This is a genomic window from Acidovorax sp. GW101-11A03 (assembly GCF_059424825.1).
Genome location: NZ_JBWKZU010000039.1, coordinates 1 through 23491 on the forward strand (window position 1 = coordinate 1; position 23491 = coordinate 23491).

The following is a 23491-nucleotide window of genomic DNA, read 5'->3' on the forward strand; positions in this document are numbered from 1 at the left end:
GCTTTGCTTCATGCGACTATTGTCTGGGCTTCAAGCTTGCTCAATCACATCGCAGCGGTATTCGTGCAGAGAATCCCAAGAGGCGAATTACCCGGAACGCATCTAGCTTTTGCTACCGGATCAGGAACAGCCGTGGAAATGAAGCAAAGAGCGGTGAATTACTTTGGATCGGTGTATCTGGCACATACTAATATGCATGCCGACGACAGCTACTAAGCCAAGGCTAGCCGCTCCGTCGGCTGCATGGGTAGGCCTCACACTGTCATACCTGCAAGCTCCATGAAGCAAACCACAGAATCTCAGATCGACGGACATCTATAAAGTGAAGTCGGCACCCTCAAGTACCCCCTGTCCGCTCTAAAAACTACCAAACATGCTTTGCCCTAAATGCTCGACAGAACTACCTATTGATTCAGCGAAGACTTGCTTTAAGTGCGGCGCAATGATTGGGAGGTCAATTTCTCAAGAATCATCGGATCAAGGTAGCAAAGAACCATCCTGGCAACTTTCAGAAACCGTTGGATTCAGTTCTTGGCTCAATGCAACATCCATTCTGCTTCATGCCACGATAGTTGCGAGCGCGTGCGGTGGCGCCTTTTACCTGCTGGTCCGTGCTATTTACAAGGGCTGGCAATCCTCTATGAACGACAGTGCCTTATCACTGATTGGTGGCGGAATACTCAACTACCTTTTGGTATGGCCCGGAATCGCCATCCTGGAAATTCCCACACTTCGAAATACAGTGCTTCGAGGGATAACAGATAGCTCGCAGCAACAGGATGCGCTTTTTCAAAGCGCTGCATGGATTACTGCAGTAATGGTCTTTGCAATCACATGGGCGGTAATCGCAATCAAACGCCGCTGGCCTTAAGAAAAGGTGGCGTAGAGCACAGTTGTGCCAAGGGGCAAAGGACAGCCGACTGCCCTATCTGGTGGGATGAAGTCAAAGACAGACCTTTGCCAGCAAGTACGACTGCCTGTGACTTCTCAGGAAAAGATGAAATCTATGGCTGGACAGCACCCAGCATCGCATGTCGCCTTCGTTCAAGACCCCACCCCCTCGCCCGGGCACCATCCCGCGCCATGCAACTTGAACCCCTCGACACCCACCTCTGGCACGCCACCCACGCCTTCAAGGCCAACGGCCTTCCCATCACCACGCGCATGACGGTGGTGCAGCTGCCAGGGCGCAAGCTTTTGATCCACTCGCCCATTCCGATGCCGCCCGGCAGCGCGTTATTGCGCCAGGTGCAAGACCTCGGCAACGTGGCCTTTATCGTGGCGCCCAACAAGATGCACCACCTGTTTCTGGCTCCCGCTGCCGCAGCCTTCCCGGGCGCGGTGGTGTACGGCCCGCAAGGGCTGGCGCAAAAACGGCCAGATCTGGCCGCAACATTGCGCGTGCTGCCTGCGAGCGACCTGCCTGAATGGCTGCCAGACCTGGAGCACTTTGCATTCGAGGGCATTCCGGCGGGCAATGAGTCGGTGTGGTTTCACCGGCCGTCAGCCACGCTCGTCGTGACGGACCTGCTGCAGTGGATGGCGGGCGATCTGCCCTGGTCCACACGGGTGTATGCCACGCTGACCGGAGTGCGCAGCAAGCTCGCCATGCCGCTCACGGTGCGCGCTCTGGTGCGGGACCGGGCTGCGGCGGCCCGCAGTGCTGAGCGTTTGCTGCGCTGGCCCTTTGCGCGGGTGGTGGTGGCCCACAACTGCATCATCGACACCGATGCGCGCGCGCAGGTGGCCCGGGCGCTGGCGGTGTTCTGACCGCAGGCGTCAGGACTGCGACTGCACGGCCTCGCGCGCCATCAGCCAGTAGGGGCGACCAGAGACGGGCTCCACACACTCGACCACACGCACAAACCCCAGGCGCCGGTAAAACGGCAGGCTGAGCGGGTTGAAGGTTTCCAGATAGCAGGTGGCACGCGCCTGGTCTGCGCGCGCCAGCGTTGGCTGCAGCAGCCGCTGCGCCAGCCCCTGGCCCTGCGCAGCGGGGCGCACACCCAGGATGGAGAGGTACCACGCGCCGTGCAGGTCGGCGGGCACCTGCGCCTCCATGGCGGCGCCGATGTGCTGGTAGTGGCCGAACCCAGCGGGCCCGAGCAGGCTCGACAGCGCCTGGGTACGGCGCTCGCTATGCAAGGCGCGGCGGCTGGCTGGGGCATCGGGGGTGAGCCACAGGGCCGCGCCATCATCACCGGCCAGATGCACCTCACCCACCGCGCGGGCTTCGTCCAGCGCCAGCACAAAGTAGTGGGCCAACACGCGGTGCCGCAGAGCGGGGTCGCCCACATGGTCGATGGTGACTGCCTGGTAGAACGCGTCGTCCTTCAGCGCTTCGGCCAGTGCGCCGCACACAGGCGGGAATGATTCAAGGGCGCAGGTAAGGGGCCGCGAGGGAGTGGGGTGTGGTTGCATGGGCAGCCAAAGAGCGCTATTGCAGGTTCTGCAGCGCGTAGGTGTACGCGGCGTCGCCCAGAAACTCCACCATGCGCGGGTGGTAGGTGTTGTGAAACGCCTTCATATCGGCGTTGTCGGCATAGAACAGCACGGTGCCCACGTAAGCATCGCGCGATGGCACGTAGAACCGGGCAACGATGGCAAAGTGTTTTTCCATCAGTGCCTGAATCGTCTCGGACTCAGGGGCATTGGCATCGATCAGGGGCGCCAGCTCTTTGTAAAAGGCGTCGAAGTCGGCATGCACCTTCGGTTTGTCCACATGCGCCCAGTTGTCGGTGGTGGCCAGGGATCGCTCTTGTTCGGCACGCTGTGCGGCGCGGCATTGGTCGAGGTACTCGGGGGTGGTTTGCTGCAGGCTCATGGTGTCGCGTTGGCTCGATGCAAGGGTGGCAGTGCCGCAATGTGCTCCACCTGCGGGTGGAGCTGCCTGCGCACAGGAAAGCGCGGACTATAGCGACGCAAAGCCACCTTGGTAGTGCAGCGTTCTATCGGCACCACACCCCAGGAATTTGGCGCCTTTTTTTTGCGGCGGCTGGGCGGGCAGTCTGCGCAATGGAACAGCAGGTCACATCCCATCCATCACCGCAGTGAAACGCACGTCAGATGCAGCACGCACGCGCCCTCACACCGAAGGGTTGGCGACGCCGGGCGGCGCCAGCAGTTGCTCGGACGGCTGCCCGGCCAGGCTTTGTGCGGGGCGGCGCAGGGTGGCGTCGAAGGGGTGGATGCGCGGGCCGATGGCGGCCGCTTCGCGCTTGAGCAGCTCCACCACCGTGGGCAGGCGGTCTTCGTTGAGGCGGGCGGAGATGGTGCCCACGCTCAGCGCGGCCACGGCGCGGCCTTCGCGGTCGAGCACGGGCACGCCCACGCCAGCCATGCCTTCGAGCAGGCCAGTGTTGCGCGCCGCATAGCCGGTCTGGCGCACGCGCTCGATCTCGGTACGCAGGTAGACCTCGTCGTACACGCCGTACTCGCGCACGCGCGAGAGGTTGAAGCGGATCACTTCTTCACGCTCGGCCTCGGGCAAAAAGGCCAGGATGGACAGCGCGCCCTGCCCCACCCCCAGCGCCACGCGGCCGCCGATGTCGCCGGTGAACGAGCGGATGGGAAACGGCCCTTCGCTGCGGTCCAGGCAGATCGCGTCGAACCCGCTGCGCACCAAGAGGAAGATGCTGTCGCCCAGGCTGGCGCTCAGGCGCAGCAGCGCGGGCCGGCAGATGCTGCGCAGGTCGCCGGGGTTACCCGCCTTGGCGGCCAGTGCAAAGAACTCGGTGGACAGGCGGTAGAGCTTGCTGCGCTCATCCTGCTCGACCATGCCCTCGGCGACCAGCGATTGCAGCAAACGGTGCGTGGTGCCCTGCGTCAGGCCAATGGCACGCGCCAATTGGGTGACTCGGCCGCCCTCGGCCTGCACGGCCACCAGGGCGCGGATGAGGGCAAAGACCCGGGGTACGCCGCCCGTGCCTGCGGATGCTGCTTCCATGCGTCACTCCTGCGGAATAGATGGCTTGTATTCTATTCTTAATATTCCATCAATCGGAATAAATTGAAGAAAAATTCTGTTTAATGGAATACCCGACTGAACCTGGTTCGCATATTGCAATAGAGTGAATTAACAAAGCCGGTTACGTTCTATTTCATGCAAGCAGGCGCACCACAGCGGTGCACCCGGCCCCACGCACTGGAATACAAGGCGCCCGGCGTTCCGATACACCGCAGTGGCCCGCGCTTTTTTGCAGAAGACGGGCGGCTGGCCCCGCAAGAACAGATCGATAGACAAACAGGCAGAAAGAAAGGCCCACGCATGTCCTTCCTCCAGCTCACGGATGTGACCAAGTTCTATGGCAGCACCTGTGCGGTGCAGTCCATGAACCTTTCGGTGGAAAAAGGCGAGTTCGTCTCCCTGCTCGGCCCCTCGGGCTGCGGCAAGACCACCACCTTGCAGATAGTGGCGGGCTTCGAGGCGGTGAGCAGCGGCCGCATCGCACTGGCCGGGCGCGACATCACCCACGCCAAGGCCAACACGCGCGGGCTGGGCATCGTGTTCCAGAGCTACGCGCTCTTCCCGCACATGACGGTGGCCGACAACGTGAGTTTTGGGCTGGAGATGCGCAAGGTGCCCAAGGCCGAGCGCAAGGAGCGCGTCGCCCAGGCCCTGGGCCTGGTGCACCTGGAGAAACACGCGGGCCGCTACCCGCGCGAGCTGTCGGGCGGGCAGCGCCAGCGGGTGGCCCTGGCGCGTGCGCTGGTCATCGAGCCGCCCGTGCTGCTGCTGGACGAACCCCTGTCCAACCTCGACGCCAAGCTGCGCGAGGAGATGCAGTTCGAGCTGCGCCAGATCCAGCGCAAGGTGGGCACTACCACGGTGATGGTGACCCACGACCAGAGCGAGGCCATGTCCATCAGCGACCGCGTGGTGGTGATGGAGGCGGGCCGCGCCACCCAGATTGACCACCCTCACCGGGTGTACGAACACCCGCGCACGCGCTTCATTTCCACCTTTGTGGGCAAGGCCAACCTGGTGCCGGGCCAGGTGACCACGGCCAATGCCACACACACCCATGTGGGCGCCGGGCCCATCGAAGTGCGCGTGGAAGGCGCGCAGTTCCGCCCCGGTGCGGCCGTGCTGCTGAGCGTGCGGCCCGAAAAGCTGCAACTGGTGCCCGCAGCGCAGGGCCGCATCGACGGCGAAGTGCGCGAGCGTTTCTTTCTGGGCAGCCAGTGGCTGTACCGCGTGGGCACGGCCATGGGCGACCTGATGGTGCTGGCGCCCAATGATGGCCGCAGCGCACTGGAAGAAGGCGAGCGCACGGGCCTGGACTGGCCCGACCACTCCATGCGCCTGCTTCCCGCCGATGAAGCCGCCATGGCCGACGCCGAGGCCACGCCATGACAAGCGCCACGACAACAACGCCCCACCCGTTGCTGGGCAAAAAGGCCCTGCCCTGGTGGCTGTCCGGCCCGGCGCTGCTGCTGTTCACCGTGCTGCTGCTGGCGCCACTGGGCCTCACGGCCGTGCTCTCGTTCAACGCCTTCGACCCGGCCACGGGCGTGAAGGCGGGCGAGTTCACGCTGGAGCACTACGGCCATGTGTTTGCCGACTCGTACTACCACGCGATCTTCTGGCGCACGTTCTGGATTGCGGGGTTGGTCACGCTGATCTGCGTGCTGATTGGCGCACCCGAGGCCTACATCCTGAGCCGCATGGGCAACCCGTGGCGCTCCATCCTGCTGCTGGTAGTGCTGGCACCGCTGCTGGTGTCGGTGGTGGTGCGCGCCTTTGGCTGGAGCATGCTGCTGGGCCCTGAAGGATTGGTGAACGCGGCCTTTGGCCTGGTGGGCATCGGCCCCGTGAAGATGCTCTACACCGAGATTGCGGTGGTGATTGCGCTGGTGCATGTGATGCTGCCCTTCATGGTGATCCCCGTGTGGACCTCGCTGCAGAAGCTGGACCCGGGCGTGGAGAACGCCGCCCTATCGCTGCAGGCCACACCCTTCACCACGCTGCGGCGCATCGTGTTGCCGCAGGTGCTGCCCGGCATCCTGTCCGGCAGCCTTATCGTGTTCGGCCTGGCAGCCAGCTCGTTCGCGATCCCCGGCCTGCTGGGCGGTCGGCGCCTGAAGATGGTGGCCACGGTGGTGTACGACGAGTACCTGCATGAGCTGAACTGGCCGCTGGGCGCCGCCATCGCGCTCACGCTGCTGGTGGCCAACCTCGTTGTCATGCTGAGCTACAACCGGCTGGTCGAAGGCCGCTACAAGAAATCTTTGGGATAACCAAGATGCAGAAGAACGGCCCCCTCGCCCTCGCGTTCAACGCGCTCGTCATCGCCTTCATGCTCGCCCCCTTGCTGGTGGTGTGCATAGTGGCCTTCACGCCGCACAACACGCTGACCCTGCCCACCACCGAGTTCTCGCTGCGCTGGTTCAAGGCGGTGTTCGAACATTCGGATTTCGTTCAGTCTTTCTGGAACAGCCTGTGGCTGGCGCTGGCATCGGCCACGCTGGCCACAGTGCTGGCCGTGCCAGCGGGCATTGCCATCACGCGCTACGACTTTCCGGGGCGCGGCTTCCTCAACGGCTTGTTCTTGTCGCCACTCATCATTCCGCATCTGGTGCTGGGCGTGGCCCTGCTGCGACTGTTTGCGCTGATCGGCGGCACGGGCAGCTTTGGCTGGCTGGTGTTTGCGCATGCGCTCATCGTCACGCCCTACACGCTGCGGCTGGTGGTGGCGGCGCTGGTGGGGTTCGATCGCAGTGCCGAGCATGCCGCCCTGTCACTGGGTGCCAGTCAGGCCACGGTGTTCACACGCATCACGCTACCGATGATCCTGCCCGGCGTCACAGGCGGGTGGATGCTGGCCTTCATCAACAGCTTTGACGAAGTGACCATGTCGATCTTTGTCACCTCGCCCAGCACGGTGACGCTGCCGGTTCGCATGTACATGTATGCCACCGAGTCCATCGACCCGCTGATGGCCGCCGTGTCGGCGCTGATGGTGGCAGTCACGGCCTTTGCCATGGTGCTGCTGGACCGTGTCTACGGGCTCGACCGTGTGCTGGTGGGACGGAAATGATGCCCTTTGAAAACATGAATTCAAGCCCCGCCTTGCTGCACCGCATGGCTGAAAAGAACCGAGCGCCCGTGCATTTCGCCATTGACGGTCAGCCTGCCCTTGCGCTGGAAGGCGACACGGTGCTGACCGCCATCCTGACCCAGCGCGCGCAGCTGCGCCGCAATGAATTCAGCCACGAGCCCCGCGCAGGCTTCTGTTTGATGGGCGCTTGCCAGGACTGCTGGGTGATGGCGGCAAGTGGCGACCGGCTGCGTGCCTGCACCACCTTCGTGACGGAGGGCATGGACCTCACGACCGGAGGACCGGCATGACGCCCCCCACCTTGCAACCCGTGATCGTGGGCGCAGGCCCTGCCGGAATCCGCGCCGCGCAGACGCTGGCCGCCCACAGCGTGCGTCCCGTGCTGATCGACGAAGCCGCGCGCGGCGGCGGGCAGATCTATCGCCGACCACCCGCACATTTCACACGCGCCGCAGCCACGCTGTATGGCACCGAGGCCGCGCGCGCCACCGCCGTGCACAACACGCTCGATGGCCTGCATGCCAAGATCGACTACCGGCCCGACAGCCTGGTGTGGAACGCCCAGGGCGGCTTGCTCGATGTGCTGCACGGCCCCACGCAAACCACGCGCACCGTGCCCTATCGCCAGCTCATCGTTGCCAGCGGCGCCACCGACCGGGTGCTGCCCATCCCGGGCTGGACGCTGCCGGGCGTGTACACGCTAGGCGGCGCGCAGGTGGCGCTCAAGTTCCAGGGCTGTGCGATTGGCAGCCGTGTGGTGCTGATGGGCACGGGCCCGCTACTCTACCTGGTGGCCTACCAATACGCCAAGGCCGGAGCCAGCGTGGCTGCAGTGCTCGACACCGCGCGGCTCACCGACCAATTGGCCGCCGTGCCCGCCATGCTCACGCAGCCTGCGGTTTTTGCCAAAGGTGTGTACTACGTGGCCTGGCTGCGCACGCACGGCATCCCAATCCACAGCGGCATCCGCCCCGTGCGCGTGTTGGGCGACCAGCGCGTGGCAGGTGTGGTGTGGGCCGATAGCGCCGGGCGCGAGCACACGCTGGCCTGCGACGCCGTGGGCTTTGGCTACGCACTGCGCTCCGAGACCCAGCTGGCCGACCTGCTGGGCTGCCGCTTTGCCTGGGCCCCCCTGCACCGTGCCCACCTGCCCGAGCGGGATGCCGAAGGCCGCAGCAGCGTGCCGGGTGTGTATCTGGCGGGCGACGGCGCGGACATCATGGGTGCCGATGCAGCGGAGTGGGCGGGCGAACTGGCGGCGCTGGCGCTGCTGCAGGACCACGGCGTAGCCGTGGACACCGCACGCATGCTGGCGCTGCAGGGCCAGCTCAGCCATCTGATGAAGTTTCGCCAAGGGCTGGAGCGCGCCTTTCCCTTCCCTACCGACTGGGCCGCGCACGCGCCCGATGCGCTGGTGGTGTGCCGCTGCGAGAACATCACGGCGGGCGAGCTGCGCGCCTGCGTGCGCAACACCGGCGCTGACGAGATCAACCGGCTGAAGGCGCTCACCCGTGTGGGCATGGGCCGCTGCCAGGGCCGCAGCTGCGGCGTGGCCGCCGCCGAGATCCTGGCCCAGGCCACCGGCAAACCTGTGGAGCTGGTAGGCCGCCTGCGCGGGCAGGCGCCCATCAAGCCGATACCGATCCACCTGCAGACGCGGCCCTCAGCAGATGCGGGAGCCTCCGCATGAGCAGCACCACCCGCATTGTCAAAACCGACGTCGCCATCGTGGGCGGCGGCATCGTGGGCGCATCAGCAGCCTTGGCGTTGCGCCGCAAGGGCGTGGACGTGGTGCTGCTGGAGCGCGACCTGTGTGGCTCGCGCTCCAGCGGCGTGAACTACGGCGGTGTGCGCCGCCAGGGCCGCCCGTTGAGCCAGCTGCCGCTGGCGCAGCGTGCCCACCAGATCTGGGCGCGGCTGCCCGAGCTGATCGGCACCGACGGCGAATACCAGCGCACCGGGCATTTCAAGATCGCGCGCAGCGAGGCGGACTTGGCATCGCTGGAGCACTACGCAGACCTGAGCCGCGACTTTGACCTGGGAATCTCGCTGATCTCTGGCGAACGCCTGCGTGCGCAATGCCCGTGGCTGGGTGGCAAGGCCGTGGGCGGTTCGCTGTGCGCCGACGACGGGCAAGCCAACCCGCGCCTGGTGTCGCCCGCCTTTGCGCTGGCAGCCCAACGCGCGGGCGCACAAATCTTTGAGCGCTCACCCCTCACGCGCATCGAACACAGTGGCCAGCAGTTCACGCTGCAATCGGGCACCGCGCTGCAGGTGCAGGCGCCCGTGGTGCTCAACTGCGCAGGCGCCTGGGCCGGTGCCCTGGCTGCGCAATTTGGCGAAGCCGTACCGCTGCGCTCGGGCCACCCGGCCATGATGGTCACCGAGCCCCTGCCCTACTTCATGCAATGGAGCCTGGGCGTCGAAGGCGGTGGCATCTACTGCCGCCAGGTGGCGCGCGGCAACCTGGTGCTGGGCGGCGGCTCGGGCTTCTGGCTGGATGCTGACCGCGCGCGCTCGGAGCGCGGCGCGATTGCATCGCTCACGCAGCAGGCCATCGAACTGCTGCCCGCGCTCAAGCACGCGCATTTCATCCGCACCTGGAGCGGCACCGAGGGCTACCTGCCCGACCGCCAGCCCGTGCTGTGCCAAAGCCGCACCACACCGGGCCTGATCCACGGCTTTGGCTTCGCGGGCGCGGGCTTTCAGATTGGCCCTGCCGTGGGCGAGGTGCTGGCCGAACTGGCGCGTGACGGGCAGACCAGCACACCCATCGACGCGTTTTCTCTCGCACGTTTCGACGAACCACCCGTGCCCGCCGCTCACAACACCCCGACAACCCCAGTGCAGGCCCACTGAGCCAGCCGATCTTGTATTTCCCCCTGACCCACCTGAAAGGCAATCACCATGAACTTCGCTTTCTGCTCGAACGTTGTTTCCCTGCGCCGTGGCCTGCTGGCCGCAGCGGCTGCTGCCACGGCCCTGGCCGCCAGCGGCAGCGCCGTGGCACAAACCAAGACGCTGTACATCGGCATGAACGGCGGCACCATGGAGAAGGCGTATACGCAGTACGTGTTCCCGGCGTTTGAAAAGCTGCATGGCGTGAAGGTCGTGGTGGTGCCCGGCACCTCGTCAGACATCCTGGCCAAAGCCCAGGCCAACAAGGACAAGCCGCAGATGCATGTGATGTTCCTCGACGACGGCATCATGGTGCGCGCCATGGGCATGGGCCTGTGCGAAAAGCAAAAGCCCAACCCACACCTGAACGACATCTACCCCGCAGCCCGTTTCAAGGACGACCTGGCCAGCGGCGTGAGCCTGGGCATGACCGGCATTGCCTACAACACCAAGATGTTTGCGGAAAAGGGCTGGGCCGTGCCCACCTCGTGGATGGACTTTGCCGACCCCAAGTACAAGGGCAAGGTGGTGTTCCAGTCCATGCCTTCGTCGTCGTTCGGTCTGCACGGCTTCTTGATGTTCAACCGCATCCAGGGTGGCAACGACAAGAACGTGGAGCCGGGCTTTGCCAACTGGGCCAAGACGATTGGCCCCAATGTGCTGGAGTACATCCCAAGCTCTGCCAAGATTTCCGAGATGGTGCAGACGGGCGAGGCCGCACTGTTCCCGCTCACGCCCACGGCCGTGGCGGCGCTCAAATCCAAGGGCATCCCGGTGGAATACGCACAGCCCAAGGAGGGCTCGGTGGTGCTGATGACAGGCCAGTGCGTGATCGCCAAGAACAGCGAACCCGAGCTGGCACAAAAGCTCGCCGAGTTCCTGCTGAGCCCGCTGGCCCAGGCCAACGTGCTGCAGTTTGGCGCGCAGATCCCCACCAACCCCAAGGCGCCCGCCGTGGGCGAAGGCGCCGAGCAGGTGGCCAAGATCACCCAATGGATGAAAAACGCCGTGACCCTGGACTGGGACAGCGTGAACGCCAACCGCCCCGCCTGGAACACGCGCTGGAACAAGACCATCGAGCGCTGAGAGCGGTGTGGGCGGGCAACATCTGCTCACACCGGCGGGCCATTTGTGACAAATGTCACCGGCCCCTCCACACCCTGCGGCCTGGGGGTGCGCCAAACCACTTCTTCGAATTCAGAATCCGCCGCCTGAACACGGCAATTGGGTCGTTGAATCGAAGAAGAGGGATACCACCATGAAACGCTGGATCAAATGGACTGCAGGCGGCGCAATGCTGCTGGGCATGATCGTGGCCGCCACCGCCGCCAGCGGCCTGTACCTGGCCGAACAGCGGCGCAACCGCTACATCGACATCAAGCCGCGCCCCGTGGCCTACACCACCGATGCGCAGACCATCGAGCGTGGCCGCTACCTGTATGCCTCGCGCGGCTGCACCGACTGCCATGGAGCCCAGGGCACGGGCCGCGAGTTTGTGAACGATGGCAAGGGTACGCGCATCGCCGGGCCCAACATCACGTCTGCGGGCGTGGTGGGCCGCTACCAGCCCGAAGACTGGAACAGCGTGATCCGCCATGGCGTCAAGCCCAATGGCCGCCCCGTGATGGTGATGCCCAGCGAAGACTACAACCGCCTCACCAATGAAGACCTGAACGCACTGGTGTCGTACATCCGCCAGCTGCCGCCCCAGGAGAGCACGCAGCAGGCCGTGGTGGATCTGCCCCGCCCCGCCTGGGTGCTGTATGGCCTGGGCGTGATCCCTGACGCGGCTGCACGCATCGACCACCAGCTCGCACCCTCGCGCCCCGTGCCTGCGGGCGTGACGCTGGCCAACGGCCAGTATGTGGCCAACATGTGCATCGGCTGCCATGGTGCAGACCTGTCGGGTGGCAAGATCCCCGGTGGCCCGCCCGACTGGCCTGCGGCCTCCGACATCCGCCCGGGGTCCCACAGCGCCGACAGCGCCCTGGCGCGCTATCCCAACGCCGCGAGCTTTGTCGCCATGCTACGCACCGGCAAGCGGCCCGATGGCACGCCCATCCAGGTGATGCCCTTCGAGTCACTGGGCCAGCTCAGCGATGTGGATGCACAGGCGCTGTACCTGTACCTGAATGCCCCGGTGGGCAGCGTGAAGCAGGAGGTGGGCAGTGCCATCCCCCAGCCCCCGGCCCAGGGCACCAAGAGCAGCGCCAACACCGTGCCGTCAGGCCCGGGCGGGCTCAAACTGCCGGGCTGAACCCCAGCGGGCAAACCCCGGACGAGACAGCAGCCCGCTGACCTACCACCCGGTGGACCACCCGCCGTGGTGGTGGGTCAGCTGCCGCGATGGTGGGCGTGGGCGCCTTGTGTTGGCGCCTGGCTGTAGGCCCCCATGGGCCCGCCCGGGGTGTTGCCGGGGGTGGCCGGTGGGGCGCGGCGCACGCGGGGCACCACGCTGAGCTGCACGGTGTCGAGCACCGGGCCGGGCACCACGTTCAAGGCCTTGCGCGGCAGGTCCACCAGCTGTTCGGCGTGCCACACGCGCACCTGGGCGGCGCCGTCGGGCACGGAGGGGAAGCGCGCAATCCCGTCGTTGTCGGTCTTGAGCGACCAGGCCGAGTCCGTCACAAACACATGGCCGCGCATGGAGCCGTGCAGGTGGCAGCCCAGCAGCACCACACCGGGCGCGTCGAGCTTCACATCGGCAAAATTGGCGGGCTTGCCATCGGTCTTGCCCGCCAGGCGCAACTCGAAATTGGTGCTGGCTGCTGCACCGGGCGCGGCGGCCGGGGCCACGCCGGTGGGATTGCCGCGCACATGGTGGTCCCACCGGTCCTGGTTGGTAAAGCGCACCGTGGTGCCTGCAGACACCACCGTCACCGCAGGCACAAAGCGCATTTTTTCCTGCTCGATGGTGGGGCTGGCCTGCAGCAGGCTGGGCGGCGTACCCGCTGTATTGCCGGGGTAGATCACCACCACGGCGTCGGGCACGGGCTTGCCTTCGCGGTCCAGCACCTGGATCTGGACATTTCCGGCGCTAGCGCCTGTCCACAAAGCGCTGATAGCTATCAAAACAAGAGTATTTCTCATGGTGGTTCAACGAATGGTGATCACGTCCCGGTGCATGGGCGCCAGCAGGGCCAGCAAGCGGTTTTGCTGGGCGAAGGGTATGCCCTGGGCATCCATGGCGCTTTGCAGCACCTCGACCAGGGCGTTGAAGTGGCCCTTGTTGATGTCCATGTCGGCATGGGCTGATTTCATGTCAGCGCCTTCATATTTGCAAGGGCCGCCACTGAGCTGGCAGATCTGGTCGGTCAGGCTCTCCTTGAGGGCAGCGGGTTTGACATCCTTGAAGTGGCCGCCAATGCGTGGATCTTTGACCACACGGTTCACAAAGTCGTCCATCAGGCGGGTGATGCCGGGTTTCTCGCCCAGCGCCTGGTACAGGCCTGCAGGGGCCGTGGCCATGGCGGCGGTGCCCTGGGCAAACGCGGGCGGGGCCAGCAAGCCCCCCATAGCAATGGCAGTGGCGATGGCAAGGGCGATGAGGGTACGGTGGTGCGTCATGACAATCTCCTCGCTCAGAATGCGACTTGGGCCGACAGGTAGTACCCGGTCTGGCGGCGGTTGTTGGTGATGCCGGGCACGATGCGGCCCAGGTCCACATAGGCCAGCGTGAGCGACAGGTTCTTGCTGGGCGCCCAGGCCACAAAGATGTCCTTCCAGTCGTCCTCGCGCAGCGCGGCGCCCAGGCCTGCGGCGGCGCCCAGCGCCTGCAGGTTGTTGGGCTTGAAGCGGTACTCGGCGCCCACCGCGAGGTTCTTGCTGACCAGGTACGCCACCGAGAACTCGGGTTGCAGGCTGCGGCTGTTCTTGCCGGGGGCCGCCGAGCCAAAACCCAGCAGGCCGTTCTGGTTGGCGTTGGTGTAGCGCAGCGTGCCGTTGACGAGCACGCTCTGCGCCAGCAGCAGCTTGGTCGCACTCACATACACATCGGTGCCGCTGGTTTTGGTGCCCAGAAAGTCCAGCACCGACCCGATCGAGCCCGGGCGCACCCGCTTGTGCTCCAGCCCCACCGCAATCTGCGGCATCCAGCTGTCGCTGTCGAGCACGGCGTCACCCGCCACCCTGAGCTTGATGCCCAGCACATCCATCTTGATGTGCTGGCCCGGCGTGACACCAAACGGTGCAATGCCGTTGAGCGCGATGGCGGGCGAGGCATCAAAGTCCTGCCGCGCCAGCGACAGCTCCAGGCGGTCGTGCAGGCCCAGGGCCACGCCATAGCCGGTCAGGCCATAGTCCTGCGTGGCGGCGCGGGTGGCATGGGCGCTCACACCCATCTCGCCTTCGGTGGCGTTGCTTCCAATGACAGCCCAGGGGGTGAGCCCGCCACCCGCCGATCCGGCGATGGTGCTGACGCCGCCGGTGAGCAGCAGCTTGCCGGTATCGGCCCGGGCCGGGCCGCTGGCAAGGGCCAGCGCGGCCACAGCAAGAAGGATGGGTGGGGGCCTGTGTTTCATCGCAGTCTCCAGTGAATGGACGGTTGTAAGAAGATGTTGCCTTCTACATACGCCCCCGAGACCAAAGCGGATTCACGGACCCCGAAAAATTGTTGAAAAGCCGCTGCAACCTGCGGCTCAGGCCCTCACAGCATCCGCTGGATCAGCTCGCCCTTGAACAGCACCGGCCCGGTGGGCCCTGTCTCACTGGGCACGCCCCCCTTGGGCTCCAGGCTGATGGCGAGCGCTGGCACCTGGCGCACATCGGCCTCGCCCGCCACCAGCGTCAGCAGTTTGTCCTGCCCCAGCACCCCCAGCGAACGCGGCCCCCCCGCAGGCGGCAGCGCCCACAGCTGCAGGGATTTGTCCGCCCCCTCCTGGAAGCCCCCCACGCGCTGCAGCACCAGCTGGTTGTTTTTGGGATCGAAGGTGACGAGCATCGAGGCAGCGGCCTTGTCGTCGGCCAGCACGGCCACGTACTGGATCTGGGGCGTGGCCTGCAGTTGCTGCTGCAGGGCAGCAATCTGCGCGCCCGTGGTGGCGCGCAGGCCGCCGTTGACCTGCACACCCACCACCACCGCCGCCAGTGTGGCGATGGCACCGGCAGCGGCGGCACCGCGCCACAACAGCAGGTTGCGCCACCAGCCGCCGGGGGCTGGCGCGGGTGTGTGTGCGGGGGCGGCCTGCCGGGCGGCCAACATGGCCTGCTCCAGCTGGCCGGCCCGCACCAGGTTGTCGATGCGCGTCCACACAGCAGGCGACGGCGCCACCTGCGGTTGCAGCTCGGTCAGGCCCGACCAGCGGGTCTGCCACACCAGGGCCGCAGCGCGCACGGTGGCGTGCTCGCGGGCCAGGGTCTCGAAGCGGCGGCGGGCGCCACCGCGCAGCGTGCCCAGCGCGTAGCTGGCGGCCAGGCGGTCGAGCAGATCAGGGTGTTGGGTGATGTTCATGGCGACGACCTCAGGCATAGCGCGCCATGCAGGCACGCAGTTGCTCCAGCCCCCGGCGAATCCAGGTCTTGACGGTGCCCAGCGGCAGCTTGAGCTGCTCGGCCAGCTCGCCGTGGCTCTGGTCGCGCAGGTAGGCCAGGCTCACCACTTCGCGCTGTTTGCTCTCCAGCTTGCCCAGGCAGTGGTGCAGGGCAAAGGCCTGCTCGCTGGCGTCGGCGGCGTCCATGGGGTTGGGCGAGTCGCCTTCCAGCGTTTGCGCCATGTCATCGTCCAGCTCGTTCATCAGATCGGCCCGGTCGGAGCTGCGCTTGCGCAGGGCATCCAGCGCCCGGCTGCGCACGATCAGGCCCATCCAGGCCATGGGCGGGCTGAGCGACGCGCGGTAGCTGCCCGCGCTGCGCCAGATGGTCAAGAACGCCTCCTGCAGCACGTCCTCGGCCGCGTCCCGGTTGCGGACGATGCGCAAGGCCAGGCCAAAAAGCTGTGACGAGGTGCGCTCGTACAGCCTTTTCAGCGCGGAATCGTCCTGCGCGGCGATGCGGTCAAGGAGGTCCATCAGTTCACTGTCTGGGTGGAGGGTGCTCATGCGCCCATTCTCTGGGATTGGTCGGTTCGGCAGCGCCTGCGGGGCTTTGCCGTAGGTGAATACGCCACAGCGGGCACTTTGGATGTAGTAGGGGCACAAACAGCGACCCGGCGCCGGAAACCGGTGCCCCCGGATCGGCCCCCCCGGGCAGGACCGAATGAATCCAGATGGCTGGAGGGGCCGTATTGCAAGGGTTCGCCTGCTCGCGCCCAAGGCGCTTTCCACCCGTCGCTCCCCGCCATGCCCCTGCCCCGCCCACTGCCCCCTGTTCATTGTGTTGCCATAGCAGCCACCCTGCTATGGATGGCCCACAGCCCTGCAGCCGCCCAGTCGGTAGCGCGTGGCGCCGCGCTGTATGCCGCACACTGCAGCAGCTGCCACAGCGCCGACCAGCATGGCGACGGCCCCGCGCACCGGGGCGTGGTGGGGCGCCGCGCGGGGGCATTGAAGGACTTCGACTATTCGCCCGCGCTGAGCGCAAGCAGGATTCTGTGGACGCGTGCCACGCTCAAGGCCTGGCTGCGCGACCCCGAGGCGCTGATTCCCGGCCAGGGCATGGACTACCAGCTCGACCAGGCGCGCGACCGCGAGGACGTGGTGGCCTACCTGGCCACGCTCAAACGCCTGCCGTCGCCGGAATCCGCCGCCCGGTAACAGCCTGCCCCCGGCTCAGGCGGTGGGGAACGTACCCGGCAGCAGGATCGACGAATCCACGTTGTTGATGTTGGTGTGGCCGCAGAACGCCATGGTGATGTCCAGCTCCTTCTGGATGATCTGCAGCGCACGGGTCACGCCGGCCTCGCCAAAAGCGCCCAGGCCGTACAGGAAGCTGCGCCCGATCAGCGTGCCCTGCGCGCCCAGCGCGCGGGCCTTGAGCACGTCCTGCCCGCTGCGGATGCCGCCGTCCATCCACACCTCGATGTCCTTGCCCACCGCGGCCGCAATGCCGGGCAGCGCGGCGATGGAGGACGGCGCACCGTCGAGCTGGCGGCCGCCGTGGTTGCTGACGATGAGCGCATCGGCACCGCTGTTGACGGCCAGGCGCGCGTCTTCGGCGTCCATGATGCCTTTGAGGATCAGCTTGCCGCCCCAGCGCTTCTTGATCCATTCCACATCGCCCCAGTTGAGCTGCGGGTCGAACTGCTCGGCCGTCCACGACGACAGCGACGACAAGTCGCCCACGCCCTTGGCATGGCCCACGATGTTGCCGAAGCTGCGGCGCTTCGTGCCCAGCATGCCCAGGCACCAGCGCGGCTTGGTGGCCAGGTTGATGAGGTTGGCGATAGTCGGCTTGGGCGGGGCCGACAGGCCGTTCTTGATGTCCTTGTGGCGCTGGCCCAGGATCTGCAAATCCAGCGTGAGCTGCAGCGCCGAGCAGTTGGCGGCCTTGGCGCGGTCGATCAGGCGCTCGATGAAGTCGCGGTCGCGCATCACGTAGACCTGGAACCAGAACGGGTGGCGGCCCGTGTGCTCGGCAATGTCTTCGATGGAGCAGATGCTCATGGTCGAGAGCGTGAACGGGATGCCAAACGCCTTGGCTGCCTTGGCGCCCAGGATCTCGCCATCGGCGTGCTGCATGCCGGTGAGGCCGGTGGGCGCAATGGCCACGGGCATGGCCACGTCCTGGCCGACCATGGTGGTGCGCGTGCTGCGGCCTTCCATGTTCACGGCCACGCGCTGGCGCAGCTTGATGCGCTGGAAGTCGCTTTCGTTGGCGCGGTAGGTGCCCTCGGTGTACGAGCCTGAATCGGCGTAGTCATAGAACATGCGCGGCACGCGGCGCTGGGCGATGGCACGCAGGTCTTCGATGCAGGTGATTTTGGACAGGTCAGGCACGCAGGCTCTCCAGGATGGGAATTGCGCCAGATGGTAGGCGCTGGGGCATCGGCCAGCCATCAAAATTATTTCGAGGGGCTGCAACAAATTTCCAGCGCCGCGCCCGGGATGTGGCACAGCGGCGGCGCTTTATCAAGCAAAAAATGCCGTTACCGCCCAATGGACAAGCGCTTGTTGCTACCAAATAGATAGCAAATCGCAACCACTGCCCACTACGCGCCCCTCACCCCTCGGCGCCCACCGCCACTTCGGGTAGCACCACCTCGGGCTGCACATCCGGGCCCCGGTAGAGCATGAAGCGCATGCGGCCACCGCGCTTGGCGGCGTACATGGCGCTGTCGGCGTGGCGCGAGAGCGCATCGAAAGTGTCGCCATGCTGCGGGAACAGCGCAATGCCACCGCTGAGCCCCACGCGCACAGGCTCGCCCGCCAGTTCGAAGGGCGCGTCGCACGAGGCGAGGATCTTGCGCGCCACACCCCGCGCGGGCTCGGCGCCCTCCAGGCCGGGCAGCAGCACCACAAATTCGTCACCGCCCTGGCGGCACACGGTGTCGGACGCGCGCACGGCGGCCTTCAGGCGCTGGGCAAACTGCACCAGCAGCTCATCGCCCACATCGTGGCCCAGGCGGTCGTTGACCTCCTTGAAACCATCCAGGTCCAGGTACATCACGGCCAGCGACTTGCCATCGCGCCGCGCCTGGGCAATGGCCAGCTGGGCGCGGTCGTGCAGGAGCACGCGGTTGGGCAGGTCGGTGAGTGCGTCGTACTGCGCCAGGTGCGCCATGCGCTCGGCCATGGCCACGGCCTCGGTCACATCGCGCAGCACGGCCACCGCGCCCCTCACGGCACCATGGCGGTCGGTGATGGGACTGGCGGTTTCCTCCACCTGAAAACGCTGGCCGCTGCCCCGATGCTCCACCACGCCCCGCACGGCCTCCATCACGGCCGCTTGCTGGATGGCCGTGCGCAGGGGGCTGGGCAGCAGCGCGTCGTTGTCGGGGCTGCGCAGGCACACCACCTCGTCCACGTTGTGGCCCGCCGCATCAAAAGCCTGCCAGCCGGTCAGGCGCTCGGCCGCCGGGTTGAGGTAGGTCACCGAGCCCCGGGCGTCCGAGCAGACCACGGCATCGCCAATCGACTGCAGCGTGAGGCGCACGCGCTCTTTCTCGTCAAACAGTTCGTCCTCCATGCGCTTGCGCTCGGAGATGTCGGTGGTCTGCACAAAAATGCCGCGCACGGCACCCGCTTCGGTGTCAGGCACGTACGAGACGATGATGTGGCGCGACACGCCATGCACATCGAGCAGGGTGCTCTCGAACAGCTGCGGCTCGCCCTGCAGGGCGCGGTCCAGAAATGGCTTGTTCACGGCAAAACGCTCGGGCCCCACCAGCTCGCTGAAGTGCATGCCGCGCAGCCGATCGGGCTGGATGCCGAACCACTCGAAATGGGCCTTGTTGGCAAAACGGTTGAGCAGATGCGCGTCCCAGTAGCCGATCATCGACGGCATGTTGTTGAGGATGGTGCGCACATCGTGTTCGGCCTCGCTGAGCCGGGCGGCCACCTGCTGGCGCAGGGTCAGCTCGCGCACAAACAGCAGGGCCAGCCCCAGACAGGCGGCCATCAGCAGCAGCGCGAAACCGCCCAGCCACAGGGAGCTGCTGTACCACTTGCCCAGGATGGTGCTGGTGGCCTGGGCCACATTGATGATCAGCGGGAACTCGCCCACCTGCCGGAAGGAGTACAGGCGCTCGACACCATCGAGCGCCGCCGTGCCCACGAAGGAGCCATTGCCCTCCTTCTGAAAGCGCAGCATGTTGGGCGACCCGGCAATCGTCTTGCCCACGTCCATGTCGCCATAAGGGAAGCGCGAGATCACCACGCCATCGTTGCGGAACAGGTTCACACCACTGCTGGGGCCCATGTCCAGGGCACCGAAGAGCTCATTGAAGTAGCTCAGCCGCACGGCCCCCACCACCACGCCCGCAAAGCTGCCGTCGGCATGGAAGTAGGCCCTCGACAGGGGCAGGATGTTGAGCCCCGTGATGCGCGAAGGCACAGGCTTGCCGATGTACAGGCCCTGGTGCCCGTCCTTCTGGAACGCCAGGAAGTAGTCCCGGTCCGCCAGATTGGCCTTGCGCGGCGTGAGCGAGCCTGAATCCAGCACGATGTTGCCCTGGGCGTCGAGCACCAGCACATCCCCAGCGCCCCGGGAGCGCAAGGAGTTGTCGAACACCACCCGTGCGCGCAGCTCGGGGGGCAGGTCCCACACCTCGGAGCGCGCCACTTCGCGGGCCACGCCCTCCAGGGATTTGTCAAACGACTCGAGCACCCAGCCCAGGCCCTGCTCCAGGGTCTGCACCAGATTGGCATTGGTCTGCGCGGCGTAGTTCCACTCGTCCTGGCGGATGGTCCAGATCGAACGTGCAAACAGCACACCGATCCCCAGGGAGACCAACACAGCAAGCCAGATCAGGCGATGCGAAAAGAACTGGCGCAAAAAAGGCATAGAAATAACTTGTAACCATTTTAGGCGACCCGTATTGGGACGCTGAATGGGTAAATCACACCGTATTCCTCGGCTTTGGGCGCGTCAATGCGCAGCAGCCCTTATCGGGGGCGCCACAGCCCCCGCCGCCACGCCCGCTCCGCGCACCTCGATGCGGATCTCGTCCAGCACCTGCCCGCGCGCGTCGGTGATCTGCACCACATGCCGCCCCGGCCAGGGCAGCCAGGCCACACGCGGGCCCCGGCCCAGCGGCTTGCCGTCCATGCGCCAGAGCAGCCCGTCGCCCGTGGCCGTGAACTGCAGGCGCTGGCGCGCGGGGGGGATGTCCGGGTCCAGCGCAATGATGGTGCCGGGCGCGGGCGCGGTGATGCGGGCGGGGGCGGAAGGCGTGTCCACCACCTGGGTGGGCGATTTTTTGAAGCCTTTTTGGCCTTCTGCGCGCGATGGGTATGCCTTTTCAGCTATTGAATCAATAGCAAACAAGGCTTGCTGCGTGCCTTGCAGAAACCATTCGCTGCGCGCGGCCTCCAGCGGCGCGCGGGGCTCGGGCGCACCGCCCGGCATGCCACCGGCCACGGGCCCCGGGCCAAACCGCACCCCGGCCTGGAGCAGGCCCGCCGGGGCCTTGGGCGCACGGCTGGGCTCGCGGGCGTGCAAGAAGCCCATCACCGCCGCCCAGATGGGCGCCGCGCCGCTGGTGCCGCTCACGTCGTGCATGGCCGCACCACTGGCGTTGCCCACCCATACGCCCACGGTGTAGCGCTCCGACCAGCCCACGGCCCAGTTGTCGCGCATGTCCTTGCTGGTGCCGGTTTTCACCGCCGTCCAGAAGCGCGTGGCCAGCACGCTGTCGGTGCCGAAGGTGCGCGCACGCGCATTGCCGTCCGAGAGGATGTCGCCCACGATGAAGGCCGCTCGCGGGTCCAGGGCCGCAGTGAAAGCGGGAGCCCGCCCCGGTCCAAGCGCAGCCAGCGCCACCGGGCTGAGCCGCCCGCCGTTGGCCAGCGTGCGGAACGCATTGGTCAGGTGCAGCAGCGGCACCTCGGGGCTGCCCAGCGCCAGGCTGTAGCCAAAATAGTCGCCACTTTCGCGCAGCGGCAGACCCATGGCGCCCAGCTGGCGGTGGAACGCGTCGGGCGTGACCATGACCAGCGTGCGCACCGCCGGCACGTTGAGCGAGGCCGCCAGCGCTGTGCGCACCGACACCCAGCCCTTGAACTGCCGGTCGTAGTTCTGCGGGATGTAGAGCCCGCCCGCCGTGGCGATGTGCGCGGGCGAGTCGTCTACCAGCGACGCGGCCGTGAGGCGGCGCTCCGCAATTGCCTGCCCGTACAGAAAGGGCTTGAGCGTGGAGCCTGGCTGGCGCAGCGCCAGCACGCCGTCCACCTCGCTCGCCTGGCTGAGCTGGCCCGATGAGCCCACCCAGGCCAGCACCGCACCCGTGGCGTTGTCGAGCACCAGCACCGCACCGTCTTCCACATTGCGCCCGCGCAGCTCGCGCAGGTGCTGCTGCAGGGTCTGCATGGCAAAACGCTGCAGGGGCGCGCGCAGCGTGCTCAGCACACGCTCGGGCACCGCAGCGTCCTTGCCAAAACGCTGGCGCAGCAGGTGGCGCGCAAAGTGCGGGGCCACGCCTTCGCTCGCGTCAAACGCGCGGCGCTGCAGCGCGGCGGTGGTGAACAGGTCGAGCGCATCGCAGTCGATGCGGGCGCCCCGCTGCATATCGCGCAGCACGCCGCAAGCGCGCTGCGCCACCAGCGCAGGCCGCGCATTGGGCGCGCGCACCAGGGCAGCGGCCACCGCCGCTTCGCGGTCGTCCAGGCCATGCGCAGCCTTGCCAAACAGCGTGCGGCTGAGCGCATCGATGCCCACCAGCTCGCTGCGAAACGGCACAAGGTTGAGGTAGGCCTCCAGGATCTGGTCCTTGCGCCAGCGCCGGTCCAGCACCTGGGCCGCCACCGTCTGCCCCAGCTTTTGCACCACGGTGCGCCCGCCCGGGCCTTGGCGCCAGTCACCATCCAGGAGCCCGGCCAGCTGCATGGTGATGGTGCTGGCACCGCGCGTGCGCTGGTTCCACAGGTTGCCCCAGGCGGCGGCCGATGCGGCGCGCCAGTCCACGCCGCTGTGTTCAAAAAAACGCTTGTCCTCGCTCAGCACCAGCGCCTGGCGCAACGCGGGCGAGATGTCAGCCAGCGGCACCCACTGGCCACGCCGCACCGTGGGGTCGGTGCGCAGGCGCTGCAGCACCTCGCCTTCGCGCGAGAGCAGCACGGTGTCGGAAGGCTTGAAATCAGCACGTACCTCATCAAAAGTGGGGATTGCGCGCGCTGGACTTGCCGTGATAGCTACAAAAAATATAGCTACCAACAGTTGCACACCCAGGGCATGCCGCAGCCGCGAGCACATGCAGCGCACAGCACGCACCGACTCAGCGGCCATCGCGGCCCCTGCGAATTCGCGCCCAGGCCACAGCCCCAGCGGCGCCCAGCATCGGCGCGAGCACCAGCCAGGCCATGATCTCGGCCGCGTGGGACTGGCGGGGCAGATCCAGTACCCGTGCCCAGGCCACCACCACCCCGGCTGCGCAGCCCAGCACTGCCAACCAGCGCGCCCCGCGCAGCGGGGGCACCCACCACGCCAGCAGCAAGCACACCACCACTACAGCAACCTGGGCGTAGGCCATGGCCAGCACCTCCTGCCCATGGGCGTGGGCGGCCAGCGGGGCACCCGCCAGCACCGCGCACCACGCGGGGCGCAAGAAGGGGAATGGCCGCCGTTCAATCATCGGGGTGCTCCCGGTCAAACCGGGTTTCCGCCTCGCTCAGGTGGCGCAGCAGCACATGCGACATCAGGTTGACGCCGATGCCGCCAAACACCACGGGCAGCACGTACAGTGCAATGGACAGCTCGGAGATGAACACCGCGTCGTCCGCCAGCGACGGCGTGGTCTTGGCCAGGGACGCGAGCGACTGAAGCAGGTACACATCCACCCCCGCAATCAGCACCAGCGCCACGCCAAAACCCAGCACCGCCATGCGCGAGATGGATCGAGTGGCCAGCAGCAGCGCGTAGATGCCCGCTGGCAGCACCAGCGAAAACACCACCAGCAGCCAGAACCGCAGCTCGACAAAAACACTGAGACTCATGGCGGACTG

Annotated in this window: 25 protein-coding genes; 12 read left to right on the forward strand and 13 right to left on the reverse strand. The window is 66.4% G+C overall.

The annotated features are described in order from the left end of the window. The 3 genes from AC07Z7_RS16330 to AC07Z7_RS16340 form a co-directional block, all read left to right on the forward strand. Nucleotides 1-216 (forward strand): hypothetical protein (locus AC07Z7_RS16330; RefSeq protein WP_494766905.1); only part of this gene is annotated, 216 nt, incomplete at its 5' end. A 157-nt stretch (nucleotides 217-373) separates the two neighbouring features. Beyond that, nucleotides 374-871, forward strand: a complete 498-nt coding sequence (locus tag AC07Z7_RS16335) for a hypothetical protein (protein WP_494766906.1) — start codon at nucleotides 374-376, stop codon at nucleotides 869-871. 212 nt (nucleotides 872-1083) lie between these two features. After that, nucleotides 1084-1770: a DUF4336 domain-containing protein gene (locus AC07Z7_RS16340; protein WP_494766907.1), complete on the forward strand. Its 687-nt coding sequence runs from the start codon at nucleotides 1084-1086 to the stop codon at nucleotides 1768-1770. A gap of 9 nt (nucleotides 1771-1779) precedes the next feature. On the opposite strand, the gene AC07Z7_RS16345 is transcribed toward AC07Z7_RS16340, so the two are convergent. The 3 genes from AC07Z7_RS16345 to AC07Z7_RS16355 form a co-directional block, all read right to left on the reverse strand. After that, entirely contained in the window at nucleotides 1780-2361 is a 582-nt protein-coding gene (locus AC07Z7_RS16345) for a GNAT family N-acetyltransferase (RefSeq protein ID WP_494766908.1), read from the reverse strand. Between the two features lie 76 nt (nucleotides 2362-2437). Beyond that, nucleotides 2438-2824 carry a TipAS antibiotic-recognition domain-containing protein gene (locus AC07Z7_RS16350; protein ID WP_494766909.1) on the reverse strand — a complete coding sequence of 129 codons (387 nt, stop codon included), beginning with the start codon at nucleotides 2822-2824 and terminating at the stop codon, nucleotides 2438-2440. 261 nt (nucleotides 2825-3085) lie between these two features. Beyond that, a complete protein-coding gene (locus tag AC07Z7_RS16355) occupies nucleotides 3086-3946 on the reverse strand; it encodes an IclR family transcriptional regulator (RefSeq protein ID WP_494766910.1) in 861 nt (286 codons plus the stop codon). Between the two features lie 321 nt (nucleotides 3947-4267). Here AC07Z7_RS16355 and AC07Z7_RS16360 point away from each other — a divergent pair, with 321 nt between their 5' ends. From AC07Z7_RS16360 to AC07Z7_RS16395, 8 genes are all read left to right on the forward strand, one after another. Next, nucleotides 4268-5356: an ABC transporter ATP-binding protein gene (locus AC07Z7_RS16360; RefSeq protein ID WP_494766911.1), complete on the forward strand. Its 1089-nt coding sequence runs from the start codon at nucleotides 4268-4270 to the stop codon at nucleotides 5354-5356. Beyond that, nucleotides 5353-6240: an ABC transporter permease gene (locus tag AC07Z7_RS16365; protein WP_494766912.1), complete on the forward strand. Its 888-nt coding sequence runs from the start codon at nucleotides 5353-5355 to the stop codon at nucleotides 6238-6240. Before AC07Z7_RS16360 ends, AC07Z7_RS16365 begins: the two co-directional genes overlap by 4 nt. A gap of 5 nt (nucleotides 6241-6245) precedes the next feature. After that, nucleotides 6246-7040, forward strand: coding sequence for an ABC transporter permease (locus AC07Z7_RS16370; protein ID WP_440112760.1), 795 nt, complete (start codon nucleotides 6246-6248; stop codon nucleotides 7038-7040). Nucleotides 7041-7054: 14 nt separating this feature from the next. Continuing rightward, on the forward strand, nucleotides 7055-7351 hold the full coding sequence (locus tag AC07Z7_RS16375; RefSeq protein WP_252657750.1) for a (2Fe-2S)-binding protein: 297 nt from the start codon (nucleotides 7055-7057) through the stop codon (nucleotides 7349-7351). Further along, nucleotides 7348-8751 carry an FAD/NAD(P)-dependent oxidoreductase gene (locus AC07Z7_RS16380; RefSeq protein WP_494766913.1) on the forward strand — a complete coding sequence of 468 codons (1404 nt, stop codon included), beginning with the start codon at nucleotides 7348-7350 and terminating at the stop codon, nucleotides 8749-8751. Before AC07Z7_RS16375 ends, AC07Z7_RS16380 begins: the two co-directional genes overlap by 4 nt. Further along, on the forward strand, nucleotides 8748-9920 hold the full coding sequence (locus AC07Z7_RS16385; protein WP_494766914.1) for an NAD(P)/FAD-dependent oxidoreductase: 1173 nt from the start codon (nucleotides 8748-8750) through the stop codon (nucleotides 9918-9920). Before AC07Z7_RS16380 ends, AC07Z7_RS16385 begins: the two co-directional genes overlap by 4 nt. 48 nt (nucleotides 9921-9968) lie before the next feature. After that, nucleotides 9969-11045, forward strand: coding sequence for an ABC transporter substrate-binding protein (locus AC07Z7_RS16390; protein WP_494766915.1), 1077 nt, complete (start codon nucleotides 9969-9971; stop codon nucleotides 11043-11045). A gap of 172 nt (nucleotides 11046-11217) precedes the next feature. Continuing rightward, entirely contained in the window at nucleotides 11218-12216 is a 999-nt protein-coding gene (locus AC07Z7_RS16395) for a c-type cytochrome (RefSeq protein WP_494766916.1), read from the forward strand. 77 nt (nucleotides 12217-12293) lie between these two features. Here the strand turns inward: AC07Z7_RS16395 and AC07Z7_RS16400 are convergent, their stop codons facing one another. The 5 genes from AC07Z7_RS16400 to AC07Z7_RS16420 form a co-directional block, all read right to left on the reverse strand. Beyond that, on the reverse strand, nucleotides 12294-13049 hold the full coding sequence (locus AC07Z7_RS16400; RefSeq protein WP_494766917.1) for a cupredoxin domain-containing protein: 756 nt from the start codon (nucleotides 13047-13049) through the stop codon (nucleotides 12294-12296). Between the two features lie 6 nt (nucleotides 13050-13055). Further along, nucleotides 13056-13526 carry a group I truncated hemoglobin gene (locus AC07Z7_RS16405; RefSeq protein WP_094285450.1) on the reverse strand — a complete coding sequence of 157 codons (471 nt, stop codon included), beginning with the start codon at nucleotides 13524-13526 and terminating at the stop codon, nucleotides 13056-13058. A gap of 14 nt (nucleotides 13527-13540) precedes the next feature. Then, nucleotides 13541-14479 (reverse strand): DUF3034 family protein, encoded by a 939-nt coding sequence (locus tag AC07Z7_RS16410; protein ID WP_494766918.1) that lies wholly within the window; start codon nucleotides 14477-14479, stop codon nucleotides 13541-13543. Between the two features lie 125 nt (nucleotides 14480-14604). Continuing rightward, entirely contained in the window at nucleotides 14605-15408 is an 804-nt protein-coding gene (locus AC07Z7_RS16415; RefSeq protein ID WP_252657744.1) for an anti-sigma factor, read from the reverse strand. A 10-nt stretch (nucleotides 15409-15418) separates the two neighbouring features. Then, the gene (locus AC07Z7_RS16420; RefSeq protein WP_094285447.1) at nucleotides 15419-15994 is read right to left on the reverse strand and encodes an RNA polymerase sigma factor; all 576 of its coding nucleotides are present in this window, start codon (nucleotides 15992-15994) and stop codon (nucleotides 15419-15421) included. A 303-nt stretch (nucleotides 15995-16297) separates the two neighbouring features. Here AC07Z7_RS16420 and AC07Z7_RS16425 point away from each other — a divergent pair, with 303 nt between their 5' ends. Further along, nucleotides 16298-16648, forward strand: coding sequence for a c-type cytochrome (locus tag AC07Z7_RS16425; protein WP_494766919.1), 351 nt, complete (start codon nucleotides 16298-16300; stop codon nucleotides 16646-16648). Nucleotides 16649-16663: 15 nt separating this feature from the next. Here the strand turns inward: AC07Z7_RS16425 and AC07Z7_RS16430 are convergent, their stop codons facing one another. From AC07Z7_RS16430 to AC07Z7_RS16450, 5 genes are all read right to left on the reverse strand, one after another. Continuing rightward, complete coding sequence (locus tag AC07Z7_RS16430; RefSeq protein ID WP_494766920.1) at nucleotides 16664-17830, reverse strand: alpha-hydroxy acid oxidase; 1167 nt, start codon at nucleotides 17828-17830, stop codon at nucleotides 16664-16666. 223 nt (nucleotides 17831-18053) lie between these two features. Then, nucleotides 18054-20336: a bifunctional diguanylate cyclase/phosphodiesterase gene (locus tag AC07Z7_RS16435; RefSeq protein ID WP_494766921.1), complete on the reverse strand. Its 2283-nt coding sequence runs from the start codon at nucleotides 20334-20336 to the stop codon at nucleotides 18054-18056. A gap of 84 nt (nucleotides 20337-20420) precedes the next feature. Continuing rightward, nucleotides 20421-22742, reverse strand: a complete 2322-nt coding sequence (gene pbpC, locus AC07Z7_RS16440; protein WP_494766937.1) for a penicillin-binding protein 1C — start codon at nucleotides 22740-22742, stop codon at nucleotides 20421-20423. Between the two features lie 22 nt (nucleotides 22743-22764). Continuing rightward, nucleotides 22765-23121 carry a hypothetical protein gene (locus tag AC07Z7_RS16445; RefSeq protein WP_494766922.1) on the reverse strand — a complete coding sequence of 119 codons (357 nt, stop codon included), beginning with the start codon at nucleotides 23119-23121 and terminating at the stop codon, nucleotides 22765-22767. Then, complete coding sequence (locus tag AC07Z7_RS16450) at nucleotides 23114-23482, reverse strand: hypothetical protein (RefSeq protein ID WP_063461250.1); 369 nt, start codon at nucleotides 23480-23482, stop codon at nucleotides 23114-23116. The genes AC07Z7_RS16445 and AC07Z7_RS16450 overlap by 8 nt, the downstream gene beginning before the upstream one ends. Nucleotides 23483-23491: the final 9 nt, after the last annotated feature.

Coding starts and splice junctions, on each gene's coding strand:
- AC07Z7_RS16450 (WP_063461250.1), bottom strand. CDS start 23,482: ATGAGTCTCAGTGTTTTTGTCGAGCTGCGGTTCTGGCTGCTGGTGGTG.
- AC07Z7_RS16385 (WP_494766914.1), top strand. CDS start 8,748: ATGAGCAGCACCACCCGCATTGTCAAAACCGACGTCGCCATCGTGGGC.
- AC07Z7_RS16350 (WP_494766909.1), bottom strand. CDS start 2,824: ATGAGCCTGCAGCAAACCACCCCCGAGTACCTCGACCAATGCCGCGCC.
- AC07Z7_RS16375 (WP_252657750.1), top strand. CDS start 7,055: ATGAATTCAAGCCCCGCCTTGCTGCACCGCATGGCTGAAAAGAACCGA.
- pbpC (WP_494766937.1), bottom strand. CDS start 22,742: ATGTGCTCGCGGCTGCGGCATGCCCTGGGTGTGCAACTGTTGGTAGCT.
- AC07Z7_RS16340 (WP_494766907.1), top strand. CDS start 1,084: ATGCAACTTGAACCCCTCGACACCCACCTCTGGCACGCCACCCACGCC.
- AC07Z7_RS16395 (WP_494766916.1), top strand. CDS start 11,218: ATGAAACGCTGGATCAAATGGACTGCAGGCGGCGCAATGCTGCTGGGC.
- AC07Z7_RS16415 (WP_252657744.1), bottom strand. CDS start 15,408: ATGAACATCACCCAACACCCTGATCTGCTCGACCGCCTGGCCGCCAGC.
- AC07Z7_RS16435 (WP_494766921.1), bottom strand. CDS start 20,336: ATGCCTTTTTTGCGCCAGTTCTTTTCGCATCGCCTGATCTGGCTTGCT.
- AC07Z7_RS16335 (WP_494766906.1), top strand. CDS start 374: ATGCTTTGCCCTAAATGCTCGACAGAACTACCTATTGATTCAGCGAAG.
- AC07Z7_RS16425 (WP_494766919.1), top strand. CDS start 16,298: ATGGCCCACAGCCCTGCAGCCGCCCAGTCGGTAGCGCGTGGCGCCGCG.
- AC07Z7_RS16445 (WP_494766922.1), bottom strand. CDS start 23,121: ATGATTGAACGGCGGCCATTCCCCTTCTTGCGCCCCGCGTGGTGCGCG.
- AC07Z7_RS16420 (WP_094285447.1), bottom strand. CDS start 15,994: ATGAGCACCCTCCACCCAGACAGTGAACTGATGGACCTCCTTGACCGC.
- AC07Z7_RS16355 (WP_494766910.1), bottom strand. CDS start 3,946: ATGGAAGCAGCATCCGCAGGCACGGGCGGCGTACCCCGGGTCTTTGCC.
- AC07Z7_RS16365 (WP_494766912.1), top strand. CDS start 5,353: ATGACAAGCGCCACGACAACAACGCCCCACCCGTTGCTGGGCAAAAAG.
- AC07Z7_RS16400 (WP_494766917.1), bottom strand. CDS start 13,049: ATGAGAAATACTCTTGTTTTGATAGCTATCAGCGCTTTGTGGACAGGC.
- AC07Z7_RS16360 (WP_494766911.1), top strand. CDS start 4,268: ATGTCCTTCCTCCAGCTCACGGATGTGACCAAGTTCTATGGCAGCACC.
- AC07Z7_RS16390 (WP_494766915.1), top strand. CDS start 9,969: ATGAACTTCGCTTTCTGCTCGAACGTTGTTTCCCTGCGCCGTGGCCTG.
- AC07Z7_RS16380 (WP_494766913.1), top strand. CDS start 7,348: ATGACGCCCCCCACCTTGCAACCCGTGATCGTGGGCGCAGGCCCTGCC.
- AC07Z7_RS16405 (WP_094285450.1), bottom strand. CDS start 13,526: ATGACGCACCACCGTACCCTCATCGCCCTTGCCATCGCCACTGCCATT.
- AC07Z7_RS16370 (WP_440112760.1), top strand. CDS start 6,246: ATGCAGAAGAACGGCCCCCTCGCCCTCGCGTTCAACGCGCTCGTCATC.
- AC07Z7_RS16410 (WP_494766918.1), bottom strand. CDS start 14,479: ATGAAACACAGGCCCCCACCCATCCTTCTTGCTGTGGCCGCGCTGGCC.